The organism is Thauera sp. JM12B12 (assembly GCF_039614725.1).
Classification (GTDB): Bacteria; Pseudomonadota; Gammaproteobacteria; order Burkholderiales; family Rhodocyclaceae; genus Thauera.
This window is the reverse complement of the sequence record NZ_CP154859.1, coordinates 2,737,713-2,754,031: the sequence shown is the minus strand read 5'-3', so window position 1 is coordinate 2,754,031 and position 16,319 is coordinate 2,737,713. Positions and strand designations below refer to the sequence as shown.

15 protein-coding genes are annotated in these 16,319 nt (G+C 69.9%); 7 read left to right on the top strand and 8 right to left on the bottom strand.

Annotation, left to right across the window (positions count from 1 at the left end; translation table 11 throughout):
• Positions 1-340 precede the first annotated feature (340 nt).
• Positions 341-2,911: a cation-translocating P-type ATPase gene (locus AAG895_RS12430; RefSeq protein ID WP_345792322.1), complete on the bottom strand. Its 2,571-nt coding sequence runs from the start codon at positions 2,909-2,911 to the stop codon at positions 341-343.
• Between the two features lie 101 nt (positions 2,912-3,012).
• Between AAG895_RS12430 and AAG895_RS12425 the strand changes: the two genes are divergently transcribed.
• On the top strand, positions 3,013-3,270 hold the full coding sequence (locus tag AAG895_RS12425; RefSeq protein WP_043742377.1) for a PepSY domain-containing protein: 258 nt from the start codon (positions 3,013-3,015) through the stop codon (positions 3,268-3,270).
• A 93-nt stretch (positions 3,271-3,363) separates the two neighbouring features.
• The gene (locus AAG895_RS12420) at positions 3,364-3,921 is read left to right on the top strand and encodes a cytochrome b/b6 domain-containing protein (protein ID WP_345792321.1); all 558 of its coding nucleotides are present in this window, start codon (positions 3,364-3,366) and stop codon (positions 3,919-3,921) included.
• A 26-nt stretch (positions 3,922-3,947) separates the two neighbouring features.
• On the opposite strand, the gene AAG895_RS12415 is transcribed toward AAG895_RS12420, so the two are convergent.
• The 5 genes from AAG895_RS12415 to AAG895_RS12395 form a co-directional block, all read right to left on the bottom strand.
• Positions 3,948-4,694, bottom strand: coding sequence for a phosphatase PAP2 family protein (locus AAG895_RS12415; protein ID WP_345792320.1), 747 nt, complete (start codon positions 4,692-4,694; stop codon positions 3,948-3,950).
• A 4-nt stretch (positions 4,695-4,698) separates the two neighbouring features.
• The gene (locus AAG895_RS12410; RefSeq protein WP_345792319.1) at positions 4,699-6,465 is read right to left on the bottom strand and encodes a phosphoethanolamine--lipid A transferase; all 1,767 of its coding nucleotides are present in this window, start codon (positions 6,463-6,465) and stop codon (positions 4,699-4,701) included.
• 116 nt (positions 6,466-6,581) lie between these two features.
• Complete coding sequence (locus tag AAG895_RS12405; RefSeq protein WP_345792318.1) at positions 6,582-7,901, bottom strand: HAMP domain-containing sensor histidine kinase; 1,320 nt, start codon at positions 7,899-7,901, stop codon at positions 6,582-6,584.
• On the bottom strand, positions 7,870-8,538 hold the full coding sequence (locus AAG895_RS12400; protein WP_345792317.1) for a response regulator transcription factor: 669 nt from the start codon (positions 8,536-8,538) through the stop codon (positions 7,870-7,872). The genes AAG895_RS12405 and AAG895_RS12400 overlap by 32 nt, the downstream gene beginning before the upstream one ends.
• A 10-nt stretch (positions 8,539-8,548) precedes the next feature.
• Positions 8,549-9,445 carry a cation diffusion facilitator family transporter gene (locus tag AAG895_RS12395; RefSeq protein ID WP_345792316.1) on the bottom strand — a complete coding sequence of 299 codons (897 nt, stop codon included), beginning with the start codon at positions 9,443-9,445 and terminating at the stop codon, positions 8,549-8,551.
• 252 nt (positions 9,446-9,697) lie between these two features.
• Between AAG895_RS12395 and AAG895_RS12390 the strand changes: the two genes are divergently transcribed.
• The 4 genes from AAG895_RS12390 to AAG895_RS12375 are packed head-to-tail and all read left to right on the top strand — an operon-like array spanning position 9,698 to position 13,374.
• Entirely contained in the window at positions 9,698-10,309 is a 612-nt protein-coding gene (locus AAG895_RS12390) for a TetR/AcrR family transcriptional regulator (protein WP_345792315.1), read from the top strand.
• Positions 10,297-11,448 carry an efflux RND transporter periplasmic adaptor subunit gene (locus AAG895_RS12385; protein ID WP_345792314.1) on the top strand — a complete coding sequence of 384 codons (1,152 nt, stop codon included), beginning with the start codon at positions 10,297-10,299 and terminating at the stop codon, positions 11,446-11,448. Before AAG895_RS12390 ends, AAG895_RS12385 begins: the two co-directional genes overlap by 13 nt.
• Positions 11,445-12,650, top strand: coding sequence for an ABC transporter permease (locus AAG895_RS12380; protein ID WP_345792313.1), 1,206 nt, complete (start codon positions 11,445-11,447; stop codon positions 12,648-12,650). Before AAG895_RS12385 ends, AAG895_RS12380 begins: the two co-directional genes overlap by 4 nt.
• A 1-nt stretch (position 12,651) precedes the next feature.
• Positions 12,652-13,374 carry an ABC transporter ATP-binding protein gene (locus AAG895_RS12375; RefSeq protein WP_345792312.1) on the top strand — a complete coding sequence of 241 codons (723 nt, stop codon included), beginning with the start codon at positions 12,652-12,654 and terminating at the stop codon, positions 13,372-13,374.
• 113 nt (positions 13,375-13,487) lie between these two features.
• On the opposite strand, the gene AAG895_RS12370 is transcribed toward AAG895_RS12375, so the two are convergent.
• Positions 13,488-14,420 (bottom strand): glutathione S-transferase C-terminal domain-containing protein, encoded by a 933-nt coding sequence (locus AAG895_RS12370; protein ID WP_345792311.1) that lies wholly within the window; start codon positions 14,418-14,420, stop codon positions 13,488-13,490.
• Positions 14,421-14,553: 133 nt separating this feature from the next.
• Positions 14,554-15,453, bottom strand: a complete 900-nt coding sequence (locus AAG895_RS12365; RefSeq protein ID WP_345792310.1) for a LysR family transcriptional regulator — start codon at positions 15,451-15,453, stop codon at positions 14,554-14,556.
• A 140-nt stretch (positions 15,454-15,593) separates the two neighbouring features.
• On the opposite strand from AAG895_RS12365, the gene AAG895_RS12360 reads away from it, so the two are divergent.
• Positions 15,594-16,046, top strand: a complete 453-nt coding sequence (locus tag AAG895_RS12360; RefSeq protein ID WP_345792309.1) for a DoxX family protein — start codon at positions 15,594-15,596, stop codon at positions 16,044-16,046.
• Positions 16,047-16,319: the final 273 nt, after the last annotated feature.

Below are 16,319 nucleotides of genomic sequence, written 5' to 3'. Positions count from 1 at the left end.
CGAATCACGCCGGCGGTGCATCAACGAAGGATAGCCATCACCATCCATGGCGGCATGGCGATGTCCTGACTGCGGCGTGCGCCGAATTTCGCGCGCGTGGTCGCGATCCTCCTTTCTGCGCGGGCGAAGCGCGGCTGCCAGCCGGTCGTCCGAGCCCGCCGCGCATGCTTGTTACGCATCGAACTTCCGGGCAAGGGCAAGGAGTGATCGGACGGCTCGGCTCGTTCACCGGCTTGTAGGCCAACCGTTCCGAGATTTTCCGTAGTCGCGGGGTCAGGTGCTCGCGCAGCCACGCGTCAGCCCTTCGCCGGCTTGAATCGTTCGGATTCCCGAACATCGGCTATCCCTGCCTTGTCGGGGCTCCGCGTCTTCTGGCCGCATGCGCGAAGGCGGTCATCAGTCTTTGCTGGACCATCAGCGCGATGAGCGCAGTGGCTCCCAGGCCGAGCGATGCGCTGATCAGCAAGGGATCGGGCAGTGCGAAGCCGAACAGGCTGCGGACGGGTTCGAACGCCAGAATCACGGAGAGGAGGGCGAGCACCGACACGATCATGCCCCACAGCGCGCGGTTGCGCCCGTCGAGCACCGCCCTGAAATCGCCGCGGAGCGATCTGTTCGCCAGGATCAAGGCGATGTTCGAGGCGATCAAGGCGACGAAGGTCGAGGCCCGAGCCACGTCCTCTGACCTGCCCGCGTGCAGCAGCCAAGCGTAGAAGCCGCCGACCAGCAGCAGGATGACGCATCCCTGGAGCAGGCTCTGGGCGATCATGGATACCGAGAACAGCGGCGCCGAGGGCTCGCGCGGAGAGCGTGCCATCAGGTCGGGCTCGTCGTCCTCCGCCTCGAAGACGATCGAGCAGACCGGGTCGATGACGATCTCGAGGAAGGCGATGTGCATCGGCGTGAACAGCAGCGGCCAGCCCAGCAGCATCGGGAGCAGCGTCAGCCCGGCGATCGGGACATGCACCGCGAACACGAAGCGCATCGCCTTCAGCAGGTTGTCGTAGATCCGGCGCCCCAGGCGCACCGCCTCGACCAGTGTGCCGAAGTCGTCGTCGAGCAGCACCAGCGCCGAGGCCTCGCGCGCCACGTCGGTGCCACGGCCGCCCATGGCGATGCCGATGTGCGCGGCCTTGAGCGAGGGCGCGTCATTGACGCCGTCGCCGGTCATGGCGACGACCTCGCCGTTGGCCTTCAAGGCCTCGACGATGCGCAGCTTCTGCTGCGGGGGGACGCGGGCGAACACCGCCGTCGTACGCACGGCGCGCCGCAGGGCGGCGGCGTCGAGGGCGGCGACCTCGTCGCCCAGCAGCAGACCCGCCTCGCCGTCGAGCCCCGCCTGGCGCGCGATCGCGCGCGCGGTGCCGGGGTGGTCGCCGGTGATCATCAGCACGCGGATGCCGGCGCGGCGGCAGTCCTCGACTGCGCGCGGAACCGTGTCGCGCAGCGGGTCGGCGAGGGCGACGAGGCCGAGCAGGCGGAAGTCGAAGCCGTGCGGGGTGGCCGGCCAGGCGCCGCCCGCGAAGCCGGCCGAGGCCACCGCCAGCACGCGCATGCCCTGGGCGGCGAGATCCGCGGCGGCCGCCAGCACCTGCGCGCGCAGGGCCGCGGGCAGCCTGCACAGGCCGATGACGCTCTCGGGCGCGCCCTTGGCGGCGACGACCTGCTCCGGGCCCGGGTCCAGTTGCCAGACGTGGGTCATGACCGGCAGCGCCGGGCTCAGGCCGTACTCGTGCACCAGGCGGGCTTGCGGCGCGCGGTCGGCCAGGGTCGCCGCCAGGGCGTGGAAGGCGCGCTCCATGGGGTCGAAGGCGTCCTGTTCGCAGGCCAGCACGCCGTGCCGCAGCAGGGTCGCGAAGGGCGCGTCGAGCGCGCCGTCGGCGGCGTGCCAGCTCACCGGGCCGGCTGCGCCGAAGCACGCCAGGGTCTCGATCCGCATCTGGTTGCGGGTGAGCGTGCCGGTCTTGTCGGTGCAGAGCACGGTCGCCGCGCCCAGCGCCTCGATCGTCGCCGCGCGGCGGGTGAGTACCCGATGCTGCGACAGCCGCCAGGCGCCCATCGCCATGAACACGGTCAGGATCAGCAGGAACTCCTGCGGCAGCATCGACATCGCCATCGTGATGCCGGCCAGCGTGGCGCCCAGCCAGTCGCCCTGGCTCCAGGCGAAGAGCACGCCGACGATGAGGCTCACCACCAGGCCGAGCACCGAGAACCAGCGCACGAGCTGGCGCGTCTGCCGGTGGAGCGGCGTCGATTCGGCCTCGATCGCGCCGAGCACTGCGCCGATGCGTCCGATCTCGCTGTGTGCGCCGGTCGCGCTCACCTCGGCGAGCGCCCGCCCGGCGACCACCATGGTGCCGGCGAACACCTGGCGCGATGGCGCCGGCTCGCCACCTGCCGGCCCGCCTGCAGCCGCCGCGGCCTTGGCCACCGGCAGGGATTCGCCGCTCAGCAGCGACTCGTCGACGGCGAGGTCGTTGGCCGAGATCAGCCGCGCGTCGGCGGGCACGCGGTCGCCTTCGGCGAGCTCGATGAGGTCGCCGCGCACCAGCTCGACGCCGGCCACCCGCCGCGGCGCGCCGTCCCGCCACACCAGCGCGCGCGGGCTGGTCATGTCGCGCAAGGCGTCGAGCACGCGCTCGGTGCGGCGCTCCTGCACCAGCGTGATGGTGACGATGACGCCAAGGAAGGCGAGCAGCACGCTGGCCTCGGCGCGGTCGCCGAGCACGAAGTAGATCGCCACCGCTGCCGTAAGCAGCTGGTGCATCGGCTCGCGCGCGAGCTCGCGCAGGATGCGGCCGGCCGTCCGCCGCGGTGGCCGCGGCAGCTCGTTGGGGCCGTCGCGCGCCAGCAGGCGCGCGGCCTGCTCCGTGCTCAGTCCGCGCGGGGAATCACGACCGTCAGGGTTCATCGCCGCCGCCCGGCTGTTCAGCTCGCCTTAATGTGGACCGGATTAGATTGCAGTTGCGCTCCGCACCGGGGCGCGCCCCGCAAACACACTGGAGCGTCATCATGAACCGCATTCTCGCACTCGCCGCCGCCGCGCTGGTTTCCACTTCGGCCCTCGCCGGCCCGACCTGTACCGCCCCCAAGGAAAAGTGGATGAAGGAAGCCGACTTCAAGGCCAAGGTCGAAGCCCAGGGCTACAAGATCAAGACCTTCAAGGTCACCAAGAACGACTGCTACGAGATCTACGGCTTCGACAAGGACGGCAAGAAGGTCGAGATCTACTTCAACCCCGAGACCGGCGCCGAGCTCGAGCGCAAGTAAGCAAGCATCGGGGGGCGGCCGGGCATGCCCGATTGCGGGCCGCCAAGCGTCCGCGATCCGCCCTCCGAGCACACCGCCCTAGGAGCCTGCGCCATGCACTCGACCCATTCCGAAACTTCCGTGCGGGTCTGGGACCCGTTCGTGCGCGTCTTCCACTGGAGCCTGGTGAGCTGCGTCGTCCTCAACTACTTCGTGGTCGAGGAGGGCGAGACGGTGCATCAGGTGATCGGCTACATCGCCGCCGGCCTCGTCCTCGCCCGCGTGGCGTGGGGCTTCGTCGGCAGCCGGCACGCCCGCTTCACCGACTTCTTTCCGACGCTGGCACGGCTGCGCGCCCAGCTGGCGTCGCTGCGGGCCGGGCAGCACCCCTTCCATCCCGGCCACAGCCCGCTCGGGGCGTTGATGATGCTCGCGCTGATGGCGCTGGTGCTGGCGCTCGGCCTCACCGGCTTCCTGCAGACCACGGACGCCTTCTGGGGCGACGAGCAGATGCAGGAGATCCACGAGGCGATCGCGTCGGCCCTGATGGCGCTCGCCGGCGTCCATGGCTTGGCGGCCATCGTCCTGAGCCGGGTGGAGCGGGTGAACCTGGTCGGCGCGATGTTCACCGGCATCAAGCACAGGCCGGGCGACCAGCCGGGTCTGCGTTGAGCAGAGGCGGCGTCAGCCGCCGACCCTCAAGCGGTGCTTCGCTCGCCTGCGGCGAGCTCGGCGCGTACCGCCACCGCCAGGCTCACGCTCGCCGCCCACGCCAGCCACAGCGTCCACAGCGTGTGCGACAGGAAGTGCGCGCCCTGCAGCATGCGCGCCGTGCCGAGGATGGCACCGGCGAGCAGGCCGGCGAGCAGGGCGCCGCGCGCCGCACGCAGCCCGGCCGGTCGCAGCGCCACCGCCCACACGATCCACAGGAAGCCGGTCGAAGCGTGCCCGGCCGGGAAGCACTGCCCGGCCTTGATCCCCGCCGGCGCCGCCTCGAACAGGCCGAGATAGGGCGCATAGCCGCCGAAGTCGACGATGTCCCAGGGACAGTAGCGCGCCGTCAGCAGCTTGACGGTGGAGGTCGCGAGCGGGATCGCCACCATGCCGAGCGCAGCGAGCAGCGCGTTGCGCGGCGGCAGCCAGCGCAGCCGGCCCTTCCAGCCCTGCCAGCAGACGTAAAGGCTGGCCGCTACCAGCACGTAGGTCACCTGCTTGGCGGCCTTGTGCATCACGGCTTCGAGGAACCAGGTGTTCCGCAGCGGGAAGATCCCGCGCTCGGGGTCGAAGAGCATGTGCGCCAGCTGGCGGTCGAGATCGGTGCCCTCGAAGGCCCAGTACAGCAGCAGCGCGCTCAGCGTCAGCAGCGCGACCTGTGCCAGCAGCCAGCTGCGCGAGGCATCGAGCGTGCGTGTGGGCAGCGGGGCGGCGAGTTCCGTTGTCGGCATGGTTTCAGCTCCGGCAGGCGGCGGTGAGGTCGAGCGCGTCGTCACGCACCGCGGTGCGCACGTCGAGCAGGCCGAGCACGGTGTGGAACAGGTTGTCGTGCGCCGCCGGCTTGTCGGCCCGGGTGCGCAGACAGGCGGGATCGAGCCCGGTGCGCGCGGCGAAACCGCTCGAGATCCACATCACCATCGGCACCCGGGTTTGCTCGGCAGGCGCGATCGAGTAGGGCAGGCCGTGCAGGTAGAGGCCGTTCTCGCCGAGCGATTCGCCGTGGTCGGAGACGTAGAGCAGCGCGGTGTCGTAGCGCGGCTCCAGCTCCTGCAGCAGGTCGATGCTGCGCGCGAGCACGTGGTCGGTGTAGAGCAGGGCGTTGTCGTAGCTGTTGGCGACCTGCTCGCGGCTGCACTTGGACAGGTCCTCGTCGTCGCAGGTCGGCGTGAAGCGGCGGAAGGCGTCGGGGTAGCGGCGGAAGTAAGCCGGGCCGTGGTTGCCGAGCTGGTGCAGCACGAGCACCAGGTTGCCCGCGGCGTCGCGCAGCAGGCTGCGGCTGCTCTCGAGCAGGGCCTCGTCGAGGCAGCGCTCGCCGTCGCACAGTGTGGGCAGGGCCGCGGGATCGGGGCGCATGCTTTCCACGCCGGCACACACGCCCTTGCAGCCCGACTGGTTGTCGTTCCACACGACGCGCAGGCCGGCATGGCGCAGCGTGTCGAGCAGGGACTCGCTGCCGCGGATGGCGTCCTCGTCGTAGTGGCGCCGCCCCTGCAGCGAGAACATGCACGGCACCGATACCTCGGTGTTGGTGCCGCAGCTCGTCACCTCCGGGAAGTTGATGACCGCGCGGCGGGCGAGCTCGGGCGTGGTGTCGCGGGCGGCTTGCTGCCCGGCTGGGTGGTTCAGCCCCCAGTCGGCGGCGCGCGCGGTCTCGCCGACCACGATCACGAACAGCGCCGGCTTCTTCGCCGCCGCCCAGCTCGGCCCCAGATTGGCATCGGCGCCGACGGGCTGGCGCGGCAGATTGGCCGCCTGCGCGTCGCGGCCGAGCACGCGCACGAGCGACCACAGCGGCGCGGCCGGGGTAACCAGGTAGCGCAGCTCCTTGTGGTTGCGCATCTGTCCGGAGAAGTCCTTGAACACGCTGCCGAGCGCGCCGGCGGCCACGACCAGCGCGAGCACGATGGTCGCGGCGCGGATCGCCAGGGCGCGCTTGAGCGGGCGCTGGCGCAGGCGGGCGCGCTGCAGCACGAAGAGCGGCGGCAGGGCCAGCGCGGCCACCTGCAGGAAGAAGCCGGGGGTCAGCAGCTCGCGCGCCTCGGCGACGTCGGTGCGCAGCACGTTGCGCAGCATGCTCGGGTCGAAATACACGCCGAAGTGGCCGGCGTAGTAGCTCGACGCCGCGGCGACCAGGATCAGCCCGCCCAGCAGCGGCTTGGTCGTCCACCGGTTGAGCAGGGGCGCGAGCAGCAGGACGTTGAGCGCGCTGAGGGCGACGCCGATCGCAAGCACGTAGAGGAGGGCGCCGCCCGCGCCGCCGCGGCTGGCGAGCAGGGCGCGCCAGAAAGGGGTGTTGCAAGCGAGCGTGAAGTAGAGGCCGAGGCCGAGCAGCAGGGCCTCGGTGGATAGCGCCGGGCGCCAGCGCCGCGCGACAGCCCAGGCGCGTGTGAGCGTCGAGGCGGAGCCGAGCGGCAAGGCACGCCGAAGGCTGCCGCCGACGGATATCGGTTCGGCGGTCGGGCTTGCCAGGGGTGGGACGAGGGACAGACGCGGATCGGACATGGTTGCGCAGAGCCTGGGAAGGATCGGCGCAATCTACGCAGGCGCGCGTGAGGAAAGCGTGATGCGGGTGTGAGGAAAGTGTGAGCGCGATCTGCCCGCGCTGCGCCCGGTGGGCCTCAAGCGGCGGCGGGTTCGAAGTCGATCGTCAGGCAGGCGCCGCCGTCGGGACGGTTGGCGGCGTGCACCGTCCATCCGCAGGCGGTGCAGATGTGCTGCACCAGTGCCAGGCCGAGGCCGTGCCCCGGCTTGCCGCCGCCGCGGCGGAAGCGCTCGAAGCTGCGCATCGGGTCCTCGCTGCCGAAGCCGGGGCCGCGGTCGCACACGGCAAGTTGCCGCCCTTCCAGCACCACCTCGATCGCACGCCCTTCGCCGTGGCGCAGCGCGTTCTCCAGCAGGTTGTGCAGCACCAGCGCCAGCAGGCTGGGGTCGGCGACGACCTCGGCCGCAGGGTCGATGCGGATGTCCACCGCCTCGGCCTCCTTGCCGGCCGCCTGCAGTCGCGCCCAGGCGTCGCGCACCGCGGCGCCCAGGTTGACCGGCTCGGCCCCCTGCGGCCGGGCCTCGCGGGCGAGCAACAGCAGGCTGTGGGCGAGCGTGGCGGTGCGGTCGGTGGTGGCGACGATGCGTTCGGCGCGGCGGCGGGCCTTGGTCGACAGCGCGGGGTCGGTCAGCAGCATCTCGGCGTCGCTGCGGATGCCGGCGAGCGGGGTGCGCAGTTCGTGCGACAGGTTGGCGTTGAAGTCGCGCTCGCGCGCGAGCAGGGCCGCTTGGCGCGCTTCGGCGCGGTCGAGCGCGCGCGCCACGGCGAGGAGCTCGGCGTCGAGTCCGGGCTGGGCGAAGGGCGTGCCGTCGCGCTCCCCCTCGACGCGCTCGGCGAGCGTCTCCAGAGCGCGCGTGAGCCGGGCGGCGATGGCATAGACGAGGAGGAAGGACAGGGCGGTCAGGGCCAGCCCGCCGATCACCACCGTGGTGACGACGGCGGTCTCGCGCGCGCGGTGCTCGGATTCGTCGTAGATCAGTACGTAGCGCTGGCCGTCGGCCTCGCGCACCGCGACGTGCAGCTCGCGCCCGGCGGACCAGTCCTCGTGATTGCCGACCGCGAGCGCAGCCAGCGCCGGGCTCAGGCCCGGCGGCAGCGGCTCGCCCGGCGCGAAACGGTAGAGCGTCATGTTCGGCGTCTGCGGCCCGATCAGGGTGCCGAGCCGGCGGCTGTGCTCGATGCTGTAGTGCAGCTGCTCGTCGAGCGTGCCGTCGATGAACTCCTCTTCCATCTCCTCGTTGAGCCGCACCAGGGCGAGCGACTGCGCCACGATGAGCACGACCAGCATCGCGGTGACCGAGACCGCGATGCGCACGCGCATGCCGCCGGGCAGCCAGCGCCGCCAGCCATGGCGCGCACCGCCCTCAGCGGCTGACGAGCTTGTAGCCGAGGCCATGGACATTCACCACCTGAACGGGCGCGTCGTCGCCGAGGGCGCGACGCAGGGTGTGCAGCACGCTGCGCAGGTTGTCGCTGCTGTCCTGCTCATGGCCCCACACCGCGATCTCGAGCTCGCGGCGCGAGAACACGCGCTCGGGCTGGGCGAGCAGTTCGGCGACCAGGCGCAGGGGCTTCGGCGGCAGCGTGAGTGGCCTGCCGTCGAGGTGCAGCGCCTGGGTCGCGGCGCGGAACTCCAGCGCGCCGTAGCGCAACACCGGATCGGCCGCGCGCGCGGCATTGCGCCGCGCCAGCGCCAGCAGGCGCACCTCGAGCTCCTGCAGCGCGAAGGGCTTGACCAGGTAGTCGTCGCCGCCGGCCTCGAAGCCGAGCAGCTTGTCTTCCAGCGTGTCGCGCGCGGTCAGCACCAGGATCGGCGTGGCGCAGCCCTCGGCGCGCAGCCGGCGCGCGAGCGCGAGGCCGTCGCCGTCGGGCAGGTTGCGGTCGAGCACCACGGCGTCGAACGCGCTGCGCGCGAGCAGGGCCGAGGCCGCCGCGATCGAGCCGGCGTAGTCGCACTGGTGGCCGCGCGCCTCGAGGTAGTCGTAGAGGTTCTCGGCGATCGTGCGGTCGTCTTCGACGATGAGCAGGTGCATCGGGCGGCGCTCAGGTCAGGTCGGTCTCGGCGCCCGATGGCGCGGCGGGCGGGATCGGTTCGAGGTGGGTCGAAAGGCGGGTGCCGGTGCGCTCGAGGACGATGCGTTCGAGCGCGTCGGCCACGGCGTGGGCCTCGGCCACCGTCCAGTCGCCGGGCACGCACAGCTCGACGTGGGCGAAGTGCAGCGCGCCCGCCGCCCGGGTCCGGAGCTTGCTGTGGAAGCATCCGGGTGGCGAGGCCTCGGCCAGCGTGCGCTCGATCGCGGCCACCTCGGCGTCGGACAGCGCGCGGTCCATCAGGCCGTCGATCGAGCGGCGCATCAGCTCCCAGCCCTCGCGCAGGATGTTGAGCGCGACCGCGCCGGCGACCACCGGGTCGAGCCAGCTCCAGCCGGTGACGACCGCCAGGCCGACGCCGCACACCACGCCGGCGGTGGTCCACACGTCGGCCATCAGGTGGCGGGCGTCGGCTTCGAGCGCGAGCGAGCGGTGCGCGCGGCTGACCTGCAGCAGCACGCGCGCGACCAGGAAGTTGATCAGGCTCGCGCCGACCGACAGCAGGGTGCCGAGCCCCAGCGCGCCGATCGGCTGCGGATTGAGCAGGCGCTCGCCGGCGGTGAGCAGGATGATCAGCGCGGCGATGAAGATCAGCCCGCCCTCGAACGCGGCCGAGAAGTATTCGGCCTTGCCATGGCCGTACGGGTGGTCATCGTCCGCGGGCCGCTGCGCGTAGGACACCATCCACAGCGCGAAGCCGGCGCCGGCCAGGTTGACCACCGACTCGAGCGCGTCGGACAGGTAGCCGATCGAGCCGGTCAGCCACCAGGCGCCGGTCTTCATCGCGATGGTGACCAGTGCTGCGGCGAGCGAAAGCAGCAGGGCCTGGCGTGGCGTGATGGAGGTCATGGAAGCAAGGGGCGGTGGATCGGGTGGAAGTGGATGGAGCGGCGGACCCCGCAGGTGCTCCAGCCCGCGATTGTAGGAGCGTTGGCGTGATGAGGACGGGAGAATGATGAGGCTGCGATCCTGAACCGGACATGAACCACCCGCCTCGTGGTGGCGGCTGCGTTCCCTGATCGCGATGCGGGCAACCGGCTTGCACAAACCACGGATGCGTCTAAGATAGTAAGTAAATGATTACTTACTAAGGGGTGGGTCTTGTCTTCCAAGCATCTTCCGGCTGAAACGCGTCGCGAGGTGACCGTCGAAGCCGTGGTGGCTTTGGCCGCCGAACGGAACCCCAGCGACATCACCACTGCGGCGATCGCCAGCCACATGAAGCTGACCCAGGGCGCGCTGTTCCGTCACTTCCCGACCAAGGACGCGATCTGGGAGGCGGTCATGGACTGGGTCGCCGATCGGCTGCTCGCCCGCGTCGACCATGCGGCCAGCGCGGGCGCTTCACCGATTGCAGCCTTGCAGGCGATCTTCGAGGCGCATGTGGATTTCGTCATCGAACACCCCGGTGTTCCCCGCATGCTGTTCGGCGAGCTCCAGCGCGCGGAGGCGACGCCGGCCAAACGAGCCGCCCAGGCCTTGCTCGGGCGCTACGGGCAGCGCATCCGGACCCATCTCGAGGCCGGCAAGGCGGCGGGCGAGGTCGCGCTTGAATGCGACGTCGACGCGGCCGCAACGCTCTTCGTCGGCACCATCCAGGGCCTGGTGATGCAGTCCCTGATCGCAGGCGACATGGGGCTGATGCGGGCGAGCGCGCCACGGGTGTTCGCCATCTATCTCGCCGGCATCCGGAGCTCGCCATGCGGGCGCTGAAACTGCATGGGCGCAGCATCGCCCTGATCGCGATCATCGTGCCGCTGCTGGCCGTGTTCGCGTATGTCGCGATGCGCTCCGGGCCGCTGGCGCCGGTCAAGGTGACGGTGGTGCGCGTGCAGGAGGGCACGGTGTCGCCCACCCTGTTCGGCATCGGCACGGTGGAGGCGCGCCACACCTATCGCATCGGTCCGACGCTGGCCGGACGGGTCAGCCGCGTCGAGGTGCAGGTGGGCGACCGGGTGAGCGCGGGCCAGGTGCTGGGCGAGATGGATGCGGTCGATCTGTCCGATCGCATCCGTGCGCAGGACGCGGCGCTCAAGCGCGCCCGTGCGGGTGTTCGCGAAGCCGAGGCACGCCAGGCCTTCGCGCAGGCGCAGTCGCGGCGCTACGACAAGCTCAGTGCGCTGCAGGCCGCGAGCGAGGAGGTCGCGATCACCCGCCGCCAGGAGCGCGAGATCGCCGAAGCCGGCCTCGTCGCGGCGCGCGAGGAGCTTGCGCGCGTGCAGTCGGAGCGCGCCGCGCTCGTGGCCCAGTTGGACAACCTGAAACTCGTCGCGCCCGTCGATGGCGTGGTCACGCTGCGCGAGGCCGAGCCGGGCACCACGGTGGTGGCCGGGCAGGCGGTCGTGGAGCTGATCGATCCTTCCAGCCTCTGGATAAACCTGCGGCTGGATCAGGTCGGTGCAGGCGAGCTCGCACGCGACCTGGAGGCCGCCATCGTCCTGCGCTCGCGCAGCGAGGCGCCGCTGCCGGGGCGTGTGCTGCGGGTGGAGCCGAGGGCCGACGCCGTCACCGAGGAGCTCCTCGCCAAGGTCGTGTTCGACAGCAGGCCCGAGCCCATGCCGCCGCTTGGCGAACTCGCCGAGGTGACGGTCGCCTTGCCCCCGGCGCCGGCTGCCGTGGTGGTTCCCAACGCCGCCCTCAGGCGCGAGGCGGGCGAGGTGGGGGTGTGGCGGGTGAAGGAAGGACGCCTGCACTTCGCGCCGATCAAGCTGGGGGCGGCCGACCTCGACGGACGGGTTCAGGTTCGCGCGGGACTGACGGCGGGTGAGGAGATCGTGCTCTACAGCGAGCGCGCCCTGAGCCGCGACAGCCGCATCGATGTGGTTTCCACCCTCCCGGGAGCGCATAGGTGATCAGCCTCGCCGGCCGCGACATCCTGCATGGGTGGGGCAAGTTCGTCTTCACCGGGATGGGCCTGGGGTTGCTGATCGGCGTCACGCTGGTGATGGCGGGCGTGTACCGGGGCATGGTCGATGACGGCAAGGCGCTGCTCGACAACAGCGGCGCCGACCTCTGGGTGGTGCAGCGCGACACGCTCGGGCCTTATGCCGAATCCTCCAGCGTGCATGACGACGTCTACCGCGGCCTGCTCGGCGTGCGCGGCGTCGCGCGCGCGGCAAACATCACCTACCTGACCATGCAGGTGCGCAAGGGCACGCAGGACGTGCGCGCGATGGTGGTCGGCATCGCCGCCGGGCAGCCGGGACAGGTACCCGGCTGGCCGCCCTATCTGGTCGCGGGACGGCAGATCACGCGCGCTCATTACGAGGCGGTGGCCGACATCGCGGCCGGCTTCCGGATCGGCGACCGGCTCGGCATCCGGCGCAATCAATACACCGTCGTCGGCCTCACGAGACGGATGGTTTCGTCCTCCGGCGACCCGATGGTGTTCATTCCGCTCAAGGATGCGCAGGAGGCCCAGTTCCTGAAGGACAACGACGCCATCTGGCAGGGCCGGCGCCGCACCGAGGCCAACCCGGCGCTGAACCGTCCCGGCGTGCCGGGCCTGCTCGATGCGGTGCTGGCCTCGCAGAGCACGAACCCCTACGTCAATGCCGTGCTCGTGACCCTCGCGCCGGGCTACGCGCCGGACGAAGTGGCCGAATCCATCCGGCGCTGGCAGCGGCTGACGGTCTATACCCGCGCCCAGATGGAAGGCATCCTGGTCGGCAAGCTGATCGCCACCTCGGCGCGCCAGATCGGGATGTTTCTCGTCATCCTCGCAGTCGTGAGCGCAGCCATCGTCGCCTTCATCATCTACACGCTGACGATGGACAAGATCCGCGAGATCGCGGTGCTCAAGCTCATCGGCACGCGCAACCGCACGATCGCGGCGATGATCCTGCAGCAGGCGGTGGCGCTCGGGCTGATCGGCTTCGTGGTCGGCAAGATCACCGCCACCTTCTCGGCGCCGTTCTTTCCGAAGTACGTCCTGCTCGTGCCCGCCGACACGATTGCCGGCTTTGCGGCAGTCATGATCATCTGCGTGCTCGCCAGCCTGGTGTCGATCCGACTCGCATTGCGTGTCGATCCCGCCGAAGCGATCGGGGGTTGAGATGAGCCTCCAGACAGGCCGCGGCATCCTCATCGAAGGGCTGACCAAGCGCTACGGGCATGGCGACACGGCGGTCGATGCCCTGAAGGGCGTGAACATGCGGGTCGCCCCCGGCGAGGTGGTCGGCCTGATCGGTCCGTCCGGCTCGGGCAAGAGCACGCTGCTGAAGTGCCTCGGTGCGGTCATCGACCCCAGCGCCGGACGCATGACGCTGGGTGAGGAGCTGATCTTCGACAAGGGCTGGAAGGTGCGCGACCTGCGCGCGCTGCGCCGGGACAGGATCGGCTTCGTGTTCCAGGCGCCGTATCTGATTCCCTTCCTGAACGTGACCGACAACGTTGCCTTGCTGCCGATGCTGGCGGGGGTCGCCAACGCCGCGGCGCGCGCCCAGGCGCTTGCGCTGCTGAGCGCGCTCGACATCCGGCATCGCGCCGAGGCGATGCCTTCCCAGTTGTCGGGCGGCGAGCAGCAGCGGGTTGCGATCGCGCGCGGCCTGGTCAATCGGCCGCCGGTGATCCTTGCCGACGAGCCCACGGCCCCGCTCGACAGCACACGGGCGATGGCGGTGGTGCGCATCCTGAACGAGATGGCCACCCAGTGCCAGACCGCCATCATCGTCGTGACCCATGACGAGAAGATCATCCCGACCTTCAAGCGCATCTATCACATTCGCGACGGCGTGACGCACGAGGAGGCGGGCGAGGGGCGCAGCGTGGGCGGCTGAGACGGATCGTCGCACCTCGATTGCTCACGCGCGGCTTGCCTGCATGGAGCGCGCGGTGCGTTGCGCTTTCCGTCTGGCAGCCGGTCGATCGCCTGCCGCCATGCTCCGTTCGTTTACAGGTAGTCGAGCAGCGGCCCTGCCGGCACGATCGCGTTCGGGTTGAGTGCCCTGATGGAGTAATACCCGGTCTTGATGTGATCTGGCCGTACGCTGCCGGCGAAGGCCGGGATGGCCAGCAGGCGGCGCAGATAGGCCATCACGTTCGCGTAGGCCGAGAGCGGGCGCAGGTTGCATTTGAAGAGTCCGTGGTACGCGAGGTCGAAACGGATCAGCGTGACGAAAGCGCGGATGTCGGTCTCGGTGAGCCGGTCGCCGACCAGCCAGCGAGCGTCCGCGAGTCGCCCGTCCAGCCACGCAAGGCAGTCGAATACCCGTTCGACCGCCTCGTCGTATGCCGACTGCGTGGTGGCGAATCCGGCCTGATAGACGCCATTGTTGAAGTCCGCGTAGAGGCGCGCGTTGGCGGTCTCGATCGCGTCGACATACGCGGCCGGCCTCAGCGCGATCGGGTTGCGCGCGAGCGTACCGAAATCGCCGTCGAGGATCTGCAGGATGTCCGCCGATTCGTTATTGACGATGGTGCGGCATGAGCGGTCCCAAAGGACGGGCACGGTCGCCCGTCCCGTGTAGCTCGGATCGGCGCGGGTGTACAGCTCGTGCATGTGGCGCGCGCCGTTGATGTCGTCGAGGTCGGTGTCGAGTTCGCCGGTGAAGGCCCAGCCCTGGTCGGTGAGGCGCGGGTCGGCGACGCGGATGGCGATCGCGTCCTCCAGCCCCTTGAGGCGCAGGGCGATCAGGGTTCGGCACGCCCACGGGCAGATGTAAGCCACGTACAGCACGTAACGGCCAGCCTCCGGGGTGAAGCCGTCGGGGCTGTGCGCACCGATGCGATGCCGAAAGCCCGAATCCTGGCGGATGAACCGGCCCTCGTCATCGCTCGCCTGCACTGGCTGCCACTTTTCCATCCATTTCCCGTTGACCAGCATGTATCGCTTCTCCAGTTTCTTGATGGGTCCTTACCTGGGCCATACGGTATCGGTGCTCGCGACCGGGAAAAACCCCCGTCGCGGGGACGGACTGTTCCTGCCGCCGCAACGGAGAGCTCCGGGTGCGGGCCTGCTACCAGCCCGGTGGCGGTGCCGCGAAGCGCTCGGTGAGGAAATCGACCAATGCGTGAACCTTGGGCGGAACGAACTTGCGCGTGGGGTAGAGGGCATAGATGCCGAGCTCGACCGATCGATACGCCGGCATCAGCTCAACCAGCGCACCGGTGGCCAGGTCATCGGCGACCAGGAATCCGGGCTGCAGGATCACCCCTTGGCCGGCGAGCGCCATCGCGCGGCAGGTGTCGCCGCTGTTCGTATGAACGCTGGGCCTGGTGCGCACGCTCTCGCGCCCGTGCGGGCCCTCGAACTGCCACTCGTCGCCGCCCGACCAGTAGCTGTAGGCGATCACCCTGTGCTGGGCCAGGTCGGCTGGCTGCAATGGCGTGCCATGGGCCGCCAGGTAGCCGGGCGAGGCGCACGCCAGGATGCGTGTGCGTGCGAGCTGCCGGCAGATCAGGGTCGAGCTGGGCAGCGCGGCGATCCGGATCGCGACATCGAAGCCTTCCTCCACCAGATCGACGATCCGATCGGATAGCGTGACCTCGAGCCGGACCTGGGGGTGAAGCTCGCGAAAGGGACCCCAGAGATGGGCGAGATGGCGAATGCCGAAGGTGACCGGGGCATTGATGCGCAGCAACCCGCGTGCGGCGCCGCTGCGCGAATGCAGCTCGGCCTCTGCCTCCTCCAATCCGGCGAGCAGTTCCCGGCTGCGTGCGTAGAAGCGCTCGCCATCCTCGGTCAAGGACAGGCGTCGGGTCGTGCGGTGCAACAGACGGACACCGAGACGCGTTTCCAGCTCGCCCACATAGCGGGAGGTGGCGGCCTTGGAGATCCCGAGCGCATCGGCCGCGCCCACGAAGCTGCCCGCATCGACCACGGCACAGAAGGTCTGCATTTCGACGAAGCGGTCCATTGTCTCTATAAGTGGAATAGTTTCTCGTTGTACTGGCTGTTTATCTCATTTATAGCGCCCCGTAAAGTGCGGTCCATGGCCGGAGCGGCACGACATGATGCGGTCCCGCCTGATCAATGACGACCCCAAGGAGAATCACCATGACCCATCCCCTCATCCAGCGCTTCCTCTCCACCAACGCCGGCTGGAGCGCACTCGCCCTGCGCATCCCGGTAGGCATCATTTTCGCCGCGCACGGCGCACAGAAGCTCTTCGGCTGGTTCGGCGGTTACGGCCTCGAAGGCACCGGCCAGTGGATGGCCTCGATCGGTCTGGCGCCCGGCTACTTGATGGCCTTGCTTGCCGGCAGCGCCGAGTTCTTCGGCGGGCTGGCCTTGATCGCCGGCCTGCTGGTGCGCCCGGCGGCAGCGATGCTCGGGTTCGCGATGCTGGTGGCGATCTTCAGCGTGCATATCGGCAACGGTCTGTTCATGAGCAACAACGGCTACGAATTCGGCCTCGTGCTGTTGGCCGCGTCGGTGTCGCTGATGGTGAGCGGTGCGGGGCGGGCTTCGGTCGACGCAATGCTGAGTGGCGGTCGCACGAAGCACTGAAGCCGACCGTGGAGCCGTCGCGGATGAAGCATTACGCCGACGACGTGTTCGGCAGGCCGACAGAAACCGGCAGGCTGATGCAAGGGCGTTGGCGGCCCCTGCGGGCAGGGGGCCAGCCGAGCCTTGTCCGTGTTGACGACAGGTCTTGCAGACGGAGTCTAAAAGATTTACTGTAAATGTATCTTTAAGATGGTGTCCGGGCGAATTTCCTGCGCTGGCAGGCGTGGGTCGGTGCGTGCTGCCGATCGTCTTCCGAACCGATGCCACGCCGCG